The sequence below is a fragment of the Paenibacillus suaedae genome, from assembly GCF_032337355.1.
In the GTDB taxonomy this organism is placed as follows: Bacteria; Bacillota; Bacilli; order Paenibacillales; family Paenibacillaceae; genus Paenibacillus_B; species Paenibacillus_B suaedae.
On the sequence record NZ_JAVYAA010000001.1, the window covers coordinates 417,026 to 431,190 of the forward strand.

The following is a 14,165-nucleotide window of genomic DNA, read 5'->3' on the forward strand; positions in this document are numbered from 1 at the left end:
TGGGCTGATCATAAATTCTTGACCGAGTGCATAGATTCGTCACGAATGACTTTTCTAAGAAAGGAAGTAGCCTATGACCAGCGTAAAGTTCAATCAGTTGTTGGACTTCGCAATACTGCCCGCTCAGGAAAAGATAGTGGATAAAAGGTGGCCTGATGACAGCTCGAGATGGATTAAAACGAAGCGCGTCAAAGGCCTATGTTGGCCGTACCGGATGGCAAAAGAATTGGGCTGGACCATTTACTGTCCGGTCGACATTGATATTCAGCCCGTAAAGGAAATCCAAACTTCCATTCAGGATCCCACAGATTTTGCCCGTCTAAAGCATATGGTTCCCATGGAGGATTGGGCACATAAAAATGATGTCGTCATCGGCATTTCGCCCGCAGGTTGGTATAAAATCCACGAATACAAGTACAACGGACTTTATTATCCGATGCTGCTTCCGAATGGAGAAGGTACATTTGAATGGAGGCAAGGTTGGAGTGTAGAGATCCCAAAACAACATTTCATCCTTATACAACCACTCGAAACGCAAGACGGGAGATTCGCCATCTATCCTGGAATGCTTCATGGCCCGACATTGGCAAGAGTTCAGGAGAGAATAGGCTTGCCACTGGCGTTCGAACCCTTAAAGGAATGTCGGATCCAAAGAGGAGAGCCACTAGCTAAGCTTCTAGTGCTCCCCATGTCGGTTCTTTCTATTAAGAGTGAAATATCTATATCAAATACAGATGAAAATCCAGGTTAAGTGATCGCTACGATTGTGAACGTTACTCCTACGTTGTTGATTGGAAACAAAGAAGTATTAACAAGATTCAGCACGCTATCTGGTCCCGGTGGAGTGGTAACAATCATCGTCCCTGACGTATGGATGCCAACTGGGGAATTCGGAGGGGCTGAAACAAAGCTGAATTGGATTTCGGTGCCGTTCAATGTCAATATGAATTGTATGGATGAAGATTGCGGTAATGTGATTGTTATTTCCGATGCTTCCCAATTGACCAGATAGCTGTGTCCGCCTGCAAGAAAGATGTCTGGCGAAGGAGGCGTCTGAGAGATCAATGTCCCACTAATAACTGGAGCCATATTAAATGGAACGGTTCCTCCCGATGGGACCGGCGACGGAAGAAAACCACCATCAATTACGGCAAAATTGGAAGTGATCAGAGGTCCTGTGGCCCCCGTAACACCAGCAGCGCCCGTGGCCCCCGTAGCCCCCGTAACACCAGCAGCGCCCGTGGCCCCCGTAGCCCCCGTAACACCAGCAGCGCCCGTGGCCCCCGTAGCCCCCGTAACACCAGCAGCGCCCGTGGCCCCCGTAGCCCCCGTAGCGCCAGCAGCGCCTGTGGCCCCCGTAGCGCCAGTAACACCAGCAGCGCCCGTGGCCCCAGTAACCCCCGTAACACCAGCAGCGCCCGTGGCCCCCGTAGCCCCCGTAGCGCCAGCAGCGCCTGTGGGCCCCGTAGCCCCAGTAGCGCCAGCGGCACCTCCTGTAGGCCCTGTAGGCCCGGTGGGGCCTAATAAAGACGGAGCTGCCAATACACTTTCTAATTTGGATTGCAGCAAAAATTCTTTTTTCGTTAAATCATTGATTGTCCCTCGGACGCTCTCGTTGATAAGAAGCAGGTCACTTATACTAGCTGGTGGTGAGGTTACGCCCGGTAATGTGCCGAGAGCAAATTGGATTTTTTCCCCTTCCGCATTAATAATATGGCTTAAGCCTAATTCCTCCAATGCGATTGAGGATAATAGTAAGTTTAATGCATCATCTCTTGTTACGGATATTATCGGTGTAATATTGGGAATGTTGGATTGTGACATGATATGCCTCCTTAATTAGTAATTTTGTGATACCAATATATGTATATGGAGTATGTCGGTAATTGCAACAGCTTGAACCTAGTAGGGTAACTCAAGATCTTCTACGACAAAGCTGAAGCTCTGCAAGTATGCTAGACGTCGCTCGATCTATGATCTGTTCTCGCTTTCCTCTAAAAATCTATTACTAGCGATCGTATAATCGCCGCGAGGCATACGTTTCTTGAAGGCAGCAATGATTCCCGATCCACCAGCCAACATAAATATAAAAGCGCAGACTACTCTGTATTCAGAGCGGTCTGCGCATGTGTGCTGATAGAGATTCGATTGCGGAATACCTACTTCAATAGGCTTCAATATTTAGATGATTCATGGGTTAGGCTTCGCGATACAATGGAATGTCCGTGGTCAGTCTGCGAACACCAATTTCAACGAGCTTATAAGCATCTTCTAGGCTGCGAACGGTCCAGACACCAAGTCCTACACCGGCTGCTTGCGTCTCAGCGACGAGCTGCGGATACTCCAAAACTGTCGACAACTGAATTAGAAGTGTGGCGTTGCCAAGCTCGGCTACTGCCTTCAAATCGACAAGCTCGCTTGACAGGAGCGCAAGCTCAATCTCGTTGTTTAGGCTGCGTAATATATGCAGATTGTCTGGGTAAAAAGAGATAAACATCGTGCGTTCTGTCATATCATATTGATTCAACAGATGAAGGATGGCGCGAAGTTCCTCTTCTGTATTATGTTCTTTCAATTCCAGCTGAAGGCCAACTTTTCCCCCGCATAATTCAAGCACTTCTTCCAGCAGTGGAACACCGCATCCAGCGAACTCTGGGCTGAACTTCTTGCCGGCATCTACCTGCTGAAGCTCAGCAACCGTCTTCTCTCGGATTCGTCCTGTGCCCGTTGTTGTTCGATCCAGTGTATCGTCGTGGATGACGACGGGAATGCCGTCTTTCGAATGATGTACGTCGATTTCTAACGTATCGGCGCCCATTTGGATGGAACGGCGGAATGCCGCCATCGTATTCTCGGGATGCACCGCTGCATAGCCACGGTGAGCGACAATTTCAACATCATTGAACAGTGCGTTGGAACTCATGATAATCCTCCTCATTATAACGAACATGATAGCGAATGTGATGATAACTGCGTTATCATGTATCATAGGATCCGTATGTAAGTATGTGTGCATGCGGAATTGACTCCGATTATACTTGATACATGATGGAAGAACAATGGAGATTTTATAACGGTTACGTGTTGTTCTTGTAAATATATACGCAGCTGAAGGAGAAAAATGGACATGAATTATGAGGAAAAGAGTTGGTCAATTTCTTTTTGGGGGACAGGAGACTCCATGGGGGTTCCACGAGTATATTGCGACTGTGAGGTGTGCAGAGAGGCGCGTGAGGAAGGACAGAACCGCCGTTATCGTTCCTCTGTTGTGATTGAACGAGCTGACGAACGGCTTCTCATCGACTGCGGGCCGGATTGGACAGGCCAGATGGAACGTGCAGGCTTGTTCTGGATAGATGATATCCTCATCACCCATGCGCATCAGGATCATATTGCAGGACTCCCTGCGTATGCAGATGCATGCCGCTGGCTGGATCGACAAGGGCATGTCATTGCTCCTGCAGAGGTGAATCAATTGATTCGAACGATGTACCCATGGCTTGAGCGGTTCATCCAATTCGAAGATATCGAGCAGACATGGGAGTGGCGGGAATGGTCCATTCAACCGATCCGTGTCAATCACGGCAAGAATGGCTATTCCTACGCGTATCGCTTTGATCGGCTTCAAGCCGTCTTGAGAACGGAGGAACCGTATTCGGAAGCGGAGAGGCAGACGTCGGAAAGAAGCGCAAGCTCCACGAATGCGGAATCCACTGCGTTGAATAGCTGGTTGTATGCATCGGATGCAATTGGACTGGGCGCTGAGGAACGCCAATTTTTCCACGATCTTGATCTTCTTATATTGGGAACGAATTTTTATCATGAACAGGCAGCCTATGAGACCCGTTCCGTATACGACATGGTCGAGGCTGTGGAATTGCTTCAGGATATCTGTCCGAAGCGGGCCATATTTACGCATATGTCCCATGACATTGATTTTCGTACAAGCTATGAGCTGCCATCAAATGTGGCACTTGCGCGGACAGGGATGCGAGTGGAAGGGTAACCGAGGTTACCCTTTTTTTGCTAGAGAGGTACGTTGCTTATCTGCTGTTCTTCAAATATTCGCTTAGCTGTAAATATGGCATTGAGGACGCGGGGGAATCCGGTGTATGGAACACAATGAATCATCGCTTCAATAATTTCGTTAGGAGCTAGACCGACATGTAGTGCTGCTCGAATATGGACATGTAACTGCGGTTCGCATCCGCCTTGAGTAGTGAGAGACGCAAGTGTGACGAGCTGACGCTGCTTCAAATCCAGTCCTTCACGAGAATAAATGTCTCCAAAAGCAAATTCAATAATATATTGACCAAGCTCAGGGGCAATCCCGCTCAAGGATTCAATCACATGCTCGCCTGCCTCGCCATCTACTTCCTTCAACCTGTCCCAGCCTCGTTGATAACGCTCAGTTGCCACTTTTTCTTCATTATCCACATTCATCATCGGGAAGTCCTCCTTTAAGATAGATAATCCAATCGTATTGGAATGCACTGCATGAATGACATGCTACACATTAGAGTGCGCTCTATAGCAAGCCTTTTTTTCGGTGTTGGGTGGCGTGATATAATGTTCCATTATGAAAACCTATTTTACGATCCAACAAATTGCGGATAAGACAGGACTGTCCGTACATACGTTGCGCTACTACGAAAAGATTGAGTTGCTGACAGAAGTGCAGCGTGATGCAAATGGCTACCGGCAATATACGGAATCGGACATAGCGTGGATTCATTTCCTGCTCCGATTGCGTGCGACAGGCATGCCAATCAGGGAGATGCAGCAGTTTTCTCATTTGCGAAGCAGAGGGGATTCCACGATACGTGCACGACGTGCGTTATTGGAGGAACATCAAGAGCAGGTTATGGCACAAGTTAAGGAGTTGCATGAGCATCTACTGAAGATTGAATCCAAAATTGAGCACTATAAACGACTAGAGGAGAACCCAGTGGAGTAATACCTGTGCGGTTGATTAAAAAAGCACCGCTTTCCCAGACGGTTTTGTCTGGTCGAAAGCGGTGCTTCGTTTAGGTGTGATTAGTTCGCGCTGTCACGATTCAGGATGAACTTCTCTATGACATGACGTACTCCTTCATCATTGTTGCTCTCTGTTACATAATCGGCAATCGTCTTAAGTGAATCAACGGCATTGCCCATCGCAACACCGAGTCCAGCCGTCTCGATCAGATCATGGTCATTCCATGAATCTCCGATACCGATCGTCTCTTCCAAGCTGCAGCCGAAGTGTTCCGCCAAATGGCGCAATGCGCTTCCCTTCGTGCCCTCATAATGGGTAACCTCTAAGAAATGAGGCTTCGACTTTGTAATATGAACCTCTGATCCCAGCAATTCCTTCAGTTCTTCTGCGACACGATCCAGTCGATCCGGTTCGTCGATCATGAGCATCTTCGTGGAAGGGGAAGCGAGCAGACGATCAAAGTCAGGTTCTATGAAATAAGGAATGCGGCTCAAGTTCGCGTAGTCAATCAGCTTTTGATTTTCTTCGCGAGCGTACAGCTTGTCATCAATGTACAACTGCAGATGGATATTGTGCTCGTCACAGTAGCGAAGCAGCTTAAGTGCAGCATCGCGCGGCACTGCACGCTCGTAGAGTACTTCACCGTCCATTACGTTCTTCACCAGAGAGCCTTGATACGTAATGAGAGGCACATTTAGACCTGTCTGCAAGGCAATGTTATGAGCAGAAGCATACATGCGTCCTGTTGCAAGTGTAACGGTAACGCCTTGTTGAACGGCGAGCTCCAATGCACGCTTCGTGCCGGGAGTTACCTGCTTGTCATCATTAATCAACGTGTCGTCTACATCAATTGCGATAAGTTTATACATGGGTTATGAGTTTCTCTCCTATCTATGCAGCACATATTCATGTACTGGTAATAGGGGCTCGTCACATTTTTATCCACGAACACCCGTATTTCTCTCTACTTCTATTGTACAGCATGTCCGCTCCATTTCAATTCGGCAACGATCATTCCAATAAAAATAAGCCCACATCCCGCAAGCGACCATCCTCCCAGCGCTTCTCCGGCAAAGGTTACGCCCGTAATGGCGGCAAATACCGGTTCCATCGCAAATAAAATCGCAACGCGTGTCGCGGAGGTATATTTCTGACACCAAGTCTGCGCCCAGAAGGCAAACGCGGTCGAGAGCCCAATGGATATAGCAAGTGCGAACAGCACCTTCGGTTCCGATAAGGCTTGCCCGAGCAATCTCATTGTTAGCTGCGGTTCGAAGATGGCCGAACTAATACCAGATAGAATGCCGACAGTCATAAGCTGTACGGTAACAAGCGGCAGTGTATCGTGCTGCGATGCGAAACGGCCTGTCAGGGCGATATGCATGGCGAAGCCAACAGCGCAGAGCAGCACGAGTCCGTCTCCCTTATTCCACTCAGCCGCTCCACCGTTGAAGGCGAGCAAATACAGCCCGCAAAGAGCAAGCAGTGCGGAGATCCAAGTTGGGAGCGTCAGCCGCTGCTTCGACAGCCATAAGGTAATGAAAGGAACCAGCACAACCGATAGACCCGTTAGAAATCCGGTGTTGGTTGTCGTTGTGTATAACAGTCCAATGGTCTGAAACGCATATGCGGAAAATAACCATAAGCCAAGTATCCCGCCGTGAAGAAGCAGTCGCTTGTTCAGGAAGATAGTCAAGGTTCGTCTTGTAAGAAGTAGAACGACTGTAAACAGCAGTCCAGCGCATGCAAAGCGAATTGCATTAAAGGCAAGAGGGGGCAAAGTATGGACAGCATGCTGAACAACAAGAAACGTACTGCCCCAAATCAATGCAACGAGCAAGAGACATACATCGGCCAACCATGTGCGTTTCATGATGAGTAAACTAGACTCCCTTCCCACTTTCAAATATTTTACTCTTATCATGTAAGAAAGAGCGCATGCTGTAAAGCACAGTTTTCGATGATCTATCCTTTACATCCTTCATTTTCCATGCTAAATTGGAGTAAGAATCCGAAATGTGGTCGAAATATTGGATGATTATTTCTAACCTATGGGAGTTGGAAACGATGAAGGTAGAGGAAACGAACAAAAGAGTAGAGAAGCTTGCTGAACAACTACAAGGAAATTTGATTGTATCGTGTCAGGCGTATCCAGGGGAAGCGTTGTATGGAAGCGATATGATGGTGCGCATGGCTTTAGCAGCCGTGAATGGCGGTGCTTCCGGAATTCGCAGTAATTCGCCGCAAGATGTTGCAGCGATTAAGGAAGCGATTCGCATTCCGGTTATCGGAATATGGAAGAAGGAATATCCGGGTTCTAACGTATATATAACTCCGACTCTTGCGGATGTTGAAGTGATGATTGCTGCCGGCGCTGACATGGTAGCGCTTGATGCCACGATGCAGCCGCGTCCATCGGGTGAAACGCTTGAATACATTGTAAACGTTATCAAAACAAAATATGACATCCCCTTGATGGCGGATATTTCAACTTATGAGGAAGGGATTCGCGCGGCGGAGTTGGGTTTTGATTTTATTTCTACGACATTATCAGGTTATACGCCCTATAGCGTGCAGCAGAAGGAGCCGGATATGGAGCTGATCAAGCGGCTGGCCGCAGCAGTGTCAACGCCGATCATCGCGGAAGGACGCATCCATACACCGGAGCAGGCGGAGGAAGCCTTGAGAAATGGCGCATTCTCCGTAGTAGTGGGCACGGCCATTACACGTCCGCATACGCTTACCAGTTCATTTGTTTCCAAGATAAAAGGGGGGCAAGTCCCCGTCCAAGCGGCGATGTCGGGCTCGGTTATCCCTGTGATTGCTCAGAATCAGGATGGGAATGTTAGTGCCAGCAAGGGAGAGGCGTCATCATGACAGACGTAGTGAACAGTCATGAATCTGTCGTCATCGCTATTGATATTGGTGGAACGAATATAAAGAGCGGCATTGTAGATAAACAGGGAAATGTACTTCATTCCCGTACCATTCCTACAGAGGCTATGCTTGGACGAGACGAACTGCTGAACAAGCTGAAGCAGCTTATTCATTATTATCGGAGTGAGGCGGCACAGAATCAGTGGGCAGTAGAAGGCATTGGTATAGGTTCCGCAGGCTATATTCACCGCGATGGGCATGTGGCTTATGCGACGGATAATTTGCCGGGTTGGAGCGGGACTCCTGTTCAAGAATTGCTTCATGAAGCGACGGGGGTGCCGGTTCGCGTCATTAACGATGTGCATGCAATCGCCCTCGGGGAGAGCTGGAAGGGCGCAGGCAGAGGCATGGATCAATTCGTCTGCGTCGCGCTCGGTACAGGAATTGGAGGTGCGATTATTGAAGAGGGTGCACTCTATGGCGGGGCTGATGGCCATGCGGGTGGATTCGGGCACTTCATCGTGCAGATGGATGGCGAGCCTTGTACTTGTGGATTGATCGGTTGTTGGGAGCAGTATGCTTCTGTAAATGCCTTGAAGCGGATGATGAGAGAGAAGATTACTTCTCTTGAAGGCAGCTCTTCTGCGGCATCAATATTGCCTCAATGTGAGGAGAAGCCAGAGGCTTGGTTCGCAGCGGCACGTAGTGGCAATCTGGTAGCAAATGAGGTCATTACCCAATATATTCGAAACATCGCGGTTGGGCTTGTGACGCTGCAGCATGTGCTCAATAGTCGTCGATTTGTATTAGGCGGAGCTGTTATCGGACAAGGGGCATGGCTGCTTGAAGCAATTAAGGAAGAGATGCGCAAGATGTGCATGCCTGCATATTGGGGAGATGGTGTGGAACTCCATGCTGCTGAAATGGGTGAGCATGCTGGGGTAGTCGGAGCTGCCAACTGTATTTGGACGGAGCTTCATTCGACCCAACCTTCCGACCATTTTTCTGTAATCTAGTCTACTTATAACTTGCATAATAAATCGATCGTAATAAGCGGCAATAGCAGGACGTGAACTGTCTGTTTGCCGCTTTTTTATCGTGTTCTTACCAATGAATCGAAGCAGTTCACGTCGGGGACTGTATGGTATAGTGACCCTGCTTGAGCTATCACTAAGTAAGAGCGCTTTCATTATTTTGTTATCAACATGTTGATTTTTTAATCGTTCCATTAGATGATAAGGTTAGTTCGAATTTCCCTGTGAATGGGTTGTGCATGATGACTTTGGTGTAAGCACCGACCACTGACGTCGTGGATGGCTGTTAATCGGATGGTGAATGAGGCATGTGGAATCTTGCCTAGTACGATCAATACATCGATTGAACCGATGAACTATGAGTGAGGGAAGTCCGAACACTAGGATTGTGTCAGTAGTTGTGAGCTGGCATGGAAATAAACAAATCCGGCACAAGATACGCTATAGAGTGCCGCATCATACGGATTGAAATACATAAAGAAGTTAGGGGGAATCATGAGATGGTCGCAGGTGAACATACCAATACACTGCTGCTGATTAGAAGTCTCTATCCGTCACTGACGAAGACGGAGAAGAAAATAGCAGACTATGTATTGAAAAATGCCGAATCGGTGCTATATGCGACAGTTACGGATTTAGCGGAGCGAGCAAGTGCGGGCGAGACTTCTGTTCTGCGTTTTTGTCGTAATCTGGGCTTTAAAAGCTACCAAGATTTCAAGCTATCCTTGGCTAAAGATCTGGTATCACCACTGAAACATGAAGATAGTGAGATTGATGAGAGTGATGACCTGGCTGTTGTAGCGAAGAAAATGACAATGGAGAATGTCGCGTCGCTTGAGCATACGCTGTCCTTGCTGAATATGGAGGAACTGAATAAGGCTGTCGAAGCCATCGTGAATGCGAAGCGCCTATTCTTCATGGGGGTAGGCTCGTCTGCTATGACAGCGATGGATGCACAGTATCGCTTTATGCGGCTTGGCTACACTGGGGAAGCGATAACAGATCCACACGTGATGGCGATGAATGCGGTACTTATGACTGAACAAGATGTCGTATTCGGCATATCAACATCAGGCAGTACGAAGGATTTGGTGGACACGATTCGATTGGCGAAGGAGAATGGCGTATTTTTCATTTGCTTGACGAGTCATGCAAAGTCCCCTATTACGAAATATGCAGACTCCATTCTGCTGATCAAATCCAAGGAGACACCTCTTGAGGGTGGGGCCTTTTCATCGAAAATTGCACAAATCCATGTCCTCGATATTCTGTCGACGGCTGTTGCCTTACAAGATAAGGAGAAGGCATACAAGGCAATTCAACAAACGGCCAAGTCCGTATTGGACAAGCTATACTAAGCTTATGAGCTTCAGTGCTTTATGACTATGATAAGACATACAAGTAGTCTGAATTGGATCGGGCGACGCCCGGTAAATTTCGCGTTACATAACGAAGAGGCGTTCTCATCAAGAGAGGACGCCTCTATCTGCTTTACGGACTATTCCTGCAGCATAAGCAGCCCGACAAAGTCATCCTTGCTAATGTTGCCGAGGTAATGATTAATGTCCATATCTCCAATTGCCTCGGAGACGGCTTGTTCCTCATAGCGAACACCTTGGAGCCGCTCCTCAATATCACTTACCTCGCCGATTCCGAAGAAGTCCCCGTATATCTTCATTGATTGAATCACACCATCCGCTACATCCAATCGTACATCGACGATTCCGGCAGGGAATTTCTTCGTATGCTCCACATTGAACTTCGGAGAGTGGCCATAGTTCCAATCCCAGTTCTGGTAGCGTTCCTCGGAGATTCGATGAATAATCTCCCAATCCTGCTCAGTCAACACATACTGCGGAACTTGATTCGCTTCGATACCGAAGATGTGGTGCAGAATCGAAGCCTTGAATTCTTCAATGGTCATTGGCTCCTTCAAGTACTCCGCTATATTGGCAACACGGGAGCGCACAGATTTCGTACCCTTGGATTCGATTTTGATTTGGCGCACTTTAAGTGCAGATGCGACATGTTCCATTTCCGAATTGAACAGCAGCGTTCCATGGCTGAACATGCGGCCACGGGTAGCGAACTGGGCATTTCCTGAAATTTTGCGTTCCCCAACTTGGATATCATTGCGTCCAGTTAGCTCGGCATTCACGCCGAGAGCGTGCAAGGTGTCGATAACAGGCTGGGTGAATTTGCGGAAGTTATGGAAGGACTCACCGTCATCCTTAGTAATGAAGCTGAAGTTCAGGTTGCCTGTATCATGATATACAGCTCCACCGCCAGAAAGGCGACGCACAACATGAATGTTGTTATCTTTCACGTACTCGGCATTGATTTCTTCGATTGTATTTTGGTTTCTACCTATAATGATCGATGGCTCATTGATATAGAATAGAAGATAGCTGTCTTCCTCAAGCGGCAAATGCTTCAATACGAATTCCTCGATTGCAAGATTGATCCGCGGGTCTGTTATGCCTTGATTATCAATAAACTTCATAGCTTGTCCGTCTCCTTCATGTAGAAGCTGTTGGTGCATATAGTTCTATTGTATACGATTTGCAAGAGAATACAAAATAGATTTGATATTGATAATCGTTATCACAGGTGATATGATGTGAAGTAACAAAGACGGTTACAATGCAACCTATTGAGGGGGACTTTAGAATGTCAATTGCTTCAATTATTCGAGAACGTAGAAGTATACATGAATTCAACGACAAGCCTGTTGATCGCAGCCTAGTGCTGCAGCTGTTGAATGACGCAGTATGGGCACCGAACCACGGACTGCGTGAGCCTTGGCGCTTCATATATGCGGAAGGAGAAGGAAAGGCGCGTATTATGAACGGACTTCTTACCATTCTAGATAAGACTAAGCTAAGAGATGCAACGCCAGAGCAACGCCAGAAGTTCGAGGAGCATTTGATGCATGTCCCTGCTTATTTGCATGTGGTTATGCCTGAAGACCCTCGTCCGAATATTTGGCAAGAGGATTTGGAAGCGGTGAGCGCTCTGATTCAGAACTTCCAGCTGCTTGGATGGGAACAGGGTCTTGGCATGCTGTGGCATACAGGCGACTATATCTACAACAAGCAATATCGTGAGATGGTTGGCGTACAACCAGGCGAGAAGCTTGTCGGGGTAATCCGCATCGGCTACTTTGACGATGCGCCGAAGGCTCGCCCGCGTAAGAGTGCGGAGCAACTCTTCACTGTAATCGATCAATAAAGGAGGATGGCCAGTGCAACTGGCTCTGTCCTAACAATAAGGAGTGCCTCGCAGCGTATGCTGATCGGGCACTCCTTATCTTTTGTATCACGGATAGTAATATTCACGAAGTAAACGGTTACATGATCAAGGATGATCTAATGGATCCGCCTTGATAAAACGATGGTACAGCATTAATTCCAAGGAGTGCTTGATCACCCACGCAGCCAGCAGCACACAGACAAGCAAATGAGCGCATACGAGCGGAGACAGCAATAGGGTGCGTGTATCCGATACATATATTAAATAGGCCGCACAGCAAGCTACAGCAAGGACGAGAAAGAGTAGGCTGAACTGATTGGCCTGCATAGATACCGAACGAGCAAGCTCCTTGTCCTCGGCCTCATCCTTGGACATAAAATTGATAAAGTGCATAACGACTTGAACGACGACGGCAATTCCGAACACGTTCCGGGCAAGGGCCATCATTTCCGTGCTGTATAATCCAATGTCTCCCTTGAGTCGAAATAGAATTGCAGCGTAATAGATGGTGACAATGATGGCGGCGCTGAGAGTAGCCCATGATGTCTTGTGATGCACCGACATAATCATCCCTCCTCATCCATGACATATCACACCTGTTAAGATGTGTGGTGCAACAAGATTATACAGCAATTAACAGAAGTGTTACAGTGTGCGATTGACCAATGTTTTTTGGCATTTCGTAATAAAACCTTTGCAATTCCACTATAATTGCTTGCGAATCGCACCGCAACGCCCGTAGTGAACGGAAGAACTGCACATATTTACAGGAAAATTCGTTTGACGAACATTGCTCTGTTACGCATAATGGACGAGTAGAAACGATTCCATATTGGAAAGCTCCGGTTCGTGGAGCTAGCAGTACATAGATATTTTCAACCTTTGGACAAATCCAATTGACATCATTGGGAGGCAGACAGCAATGGGCACAATTGAACGATTCGGGCATGGTGGGGATGTGTGGACGGCTGCGGACGCGTTCGGCGTCGATCGTAAGGCACTGCTGGACTTCAGTGCGAATATTAATCCGCTTGGTCCGCCTTCGGCTGTTATAGATCGTCTGAGGAGCGAGATGATGCCGTCAATCGTTCATTATCCGGATCCTGGACATCGGCAGATGAAGAAGCTCTTAGCTGCGAGGTTAGGGGTCGACGAGGCACTGATTAGCATTGGCAACGGGGCTGCAGAATGCATGGCGCTGCTGTTGCTGGCGATTCGGCCTAAACGGGTTGGCGTTATTGCCCCTTGTTTCTCTGAATATGAGATGCTGTCGCGCAAGTTCGGAGCAGAAGTGATGCATAGGGTTGGCGGTGAGGATAACGACTTCCGTGCTACCGAGTCTCAGCTGACAGAGCTTATTGAGCAGGCGGATGTCGTATTTATCGGCCACCCGAACAACCCGAATGGTGCATTATATGATCGTATGCTGCTGGGAAGACTTGCAGCCACAGCAGAAGCTGCTTCTACGATTCTCGTAATCGATGAAGCTTTTATCGACTTTGCGAATGAAGAGGAGCATTCCTTGATTCCATTCGTTCATCGATGTCCGAATCTTATTGTACTTCGTTCACTTACGAAGTTCTATGCGATTCCTGGATTACGTCTCGGGTACGCAATCGCCCAGCCGCAGCATATTGCGGCGATGTCGGCTATGCAGGTGGCATGGAGTGTCAATGGCTTGGCACTAGCGGCAGGGGAGGCCCTCCTGACGGACGAGCAAGCGGATCAATACGCGGCTTCAACACGAGCTCTCATCGTTGAAGAACGGGCTGCTCTACGTCAGCAGCTGCATATGTTAGGCATTCGAACATGGCCAAGCGTAGCGAATTTCCTATTATGCAGAGCTCCAGAAGGGTGGACGGCGAAGTCGCTTCAGGCCGAATTATGCCGATCTGGCATTCTCATTCGCAATTGCGATATGTATGTTGGACTGACGGAGAGAGACTTCCGATTGGCAGTCAAGGATCGCGCTGCGAATGCAATTGTAGCGTCAGCCCTTGCAGCTGTGTTACAGTAGACAAACA

Annotated in this window: 15 protein-coding genes; 8 read left to right on the forward strand and 7 right to left on the reverse strand. The window is 48.0% G+C overall.

Going from position 1 to position 14,165, the window contains the following annotated elements; genetic code table 11:
* Positions 1-73: 73 nt before the first annotated feature.
* On the forward strand, positions 74-751 hold the full coding sequence (locus RQP50_RS01855; RefSeq protein WP_065292421.1) for a hypothetical protein: 678 nt from the start codon (positions 74-76) through the stop codon (positions 749-751).
* Here the strand turns inward: RQP50_RS01855 and RQP50_RS01860 are convergent.
* Entirely contained in the window at positions 748-1,824 is a 1,077-nt protein-coding gene (locus tag RQP50_RS01860; RefSeq protein WP_315742794.1) for a hypothetical protein, read from the reverse strand. The two genes, RQP50_RS01855 and RQP50_RS01860, sit on opposite strands and share 4 nt — an antisense overlap.
* A gap of 373 nt (positions 1,825-2,197) precedes the next feature.
* Positions 2,198-2,923, reverse strand: coding sequence for a glycerophosphodiester phosphodiesterase (locus RQP50_RS01865; RefSeq protein WP_072727352.1), 726 nt, complete (start codon positions 2,921-2,923; stop codon positions 2,198-2,200).
* Between the two features lie 204 nt (positions 2,924-3,127).
* Between RQP50_RS01865 and RQP50_RS01870 the strand changes: the two genes are divergently transcribed.
* Positions 3,128-4,006: an MBL fold metallo-hydrolase gene (locus tag RQP50_RS01870; RefSeq protein WP_315742797.1), complete on the forward strand. Its 879-nt coding sequence runs from the start codon at positions 3,128-3,130 to the stop codon at positions 4,004-4,006.
* Between the two features lie 20 nt (positions 4,007-4,026).
* Here the strand turns inward: RQP50_RS01870 and RQP50_RS01875 are convergent, their stop codons facing one another.
* Positions 4,027-4,419 carry a carboxymuconolactone decarboxylase family protein gene (locus RQP50_RS01875; protein ID WP_315744532.1) on the reverse strand — a complete coding sequence of 131 codons (393 nt, stop codon included), beginning with the start codon at positions 4,417-4,419 and terminating at the stop codon, positions 4,027-4,029.
* A gap of 160 nt (positions 4,420-4,579) precedes the next feature.
* Between RQP50_RS01875 and RQP50_RS01880 the strand changes: the two genes are divergently transcribed.
* On the forward strand, positions 4,580-4,957 hold the full coding sequence (locus RQP50_RS01880; protein ID WP_072727350.1) for a MerR family transcriptional regulator: 378 nt from the start codon (positions 4,580-4,582) through the stop codon (positions 4,955-4,957).
* An 80-nt stretch (positions 4,958-5,037) separates the two neighbouring features.
* On the opposite strand, the gene RQP50_RS01885 is transcribed toward RQP50_RS01880, so the two are convergent.
* Together RQP50_RS01885 and RQP50_RS01890 are read right to left on the reverse strand one after the other, a co-directional pair.
* The gene (locus RQP50_RS01885; RefSeq protein WP_028531705.1) at positions 5,038-5,847 is read right to left on the reverse strand and encodes a Cof-type HAD-IIB family hydrolase; all 810 of its coding nucleotides are present in this window, start codon (positions 5,845-5,847) and stop codon (positions 5,038-5,040) included.
* A gap of 101 nt (positions 5,848-5,948) precedes the next feature.
* On the reverse strand, positions 5,949-6,851 hold the full coding sequence (locus RQP50_RS01890; protein WP_072727348.1) for a DMT family transporter: 903 nt from the start codon (positions 6,849-6,851) through the stop codon (positions 5,949-5,951).
* 194 nt (positions 6,852-7,045) lie between these two features.
* Here RQP50_RS01890 and RQP50_RS01895 point away from each other — a divergent pair, with 194 nt between their 5' ends.
* The 3 genes from RQP50_RS01895 to RQP50_RS01905 all read left to right on the forward strand — a co-directional run bounded on the left by RQP50_RS01895 (position 7,046) and on the right by RQP50_RS01905 (position 10,247).
* Positions 7,046-7,855, forward strand: a complete 810-nt coding sequence (locus tag RQP50_RS01895) for an N-acetylmannosamine-6-phosphate 2-epimerase (RefSeq protein WP_315742802.1) — start codon at positions 7,046-7,048, stop codon at positions 7,853-7,855.
* A complete protein-coding gene (locus tag RQP50_RS01900) occupies positions 7,852-8,871 on the forward strand; it encodes an ROK family protein (RefSeq protein WP_315742804.1) in 1,020 nt (339 codons plus the stop codon). Before RQP50_RS01895 ends, RQP50_RS01900 begins: the two co-directional genes overlap by 4 nt.
* A gap of 518 nt (positions 8,872-9,389) precedes the next feature.
* Entirely contained in the window at positions 9,390-10,247 is an 858-nt protein-coding gene (locus RQP50_RS01905; protein WP_021256356.1) for a MurR/RpiR family transcriptional regulator, read from the forward strand.
* Between the two features lie 140 nt (positions 10,248-10,387).
* Here RQP50_RS01905 and RQP50_RS01910 read toward each other — a convergent pair whose 3' ends face one another.
* Positions 10,388-11,392 carry a lipoate--protein ligase gene (locus tag RQP50_RS01910; RefSeq protein ID WP_072727346.1) on the reverse strand — a complete coding sequence of 335 codons (1,005 nt, stop codon included), beginning with the start codon at positions 11,390-11,392 and terminating at the stop codon, positions 10,388-10,390.
* A 167-nt stretch (positions 11,393-11,559) separates the two neighbouring features.
* Here RQP50_RS01910 and RQP50_RS01915 point away from each other — a divergent pair, with 167 nt between their 5' ends.
* Positions 11,560-12,120: a nitroreductase family protein gene (locus tag RQP50_RS01915; RefSeq protein WP_072727345.1), complete on the forward strand. Its 561-nt coding sequence runs from the start codon at positions 11,560-11,562 to the stop codon at positions 12,118-12,120.
* A 126-nt stretch (positions 12,121-12,246) separates the two neighbouring features.
* Here the strand turns inward: RQP50_RS01915 and RQP50_RS01920 are convergent, their stop codons facing one another.
* Entirely contained in the window at positions 12,247-12,705 is a 459-nt protein-coding gene (locus tag RQP50_RS01920; RefSeq protein WP_072727344.1) for a phosphatase, read from the reverse strand.
* A gap of 358 nt (positions 12,706-13,063) precedes the next feature.
* Here RQP50_RS01920 and cobD point away from each other — a divergent pair, with 358 nt between their 5' ends.
* Positions 13,064-14,158: a threonine-phosphate decarboxylase CobD gene (gene cobD, locus RQP50_RS01925; RefSeq protein WP_315742808.1), complete on the forward strand. Its 1,095-nt coding sequence runs from the start codon at positions 13,064-13,066 to the stop codon at positions 14,156-14,158.
* Positions 14,159-14,165 lie beyond the last annotated feature (7 nt).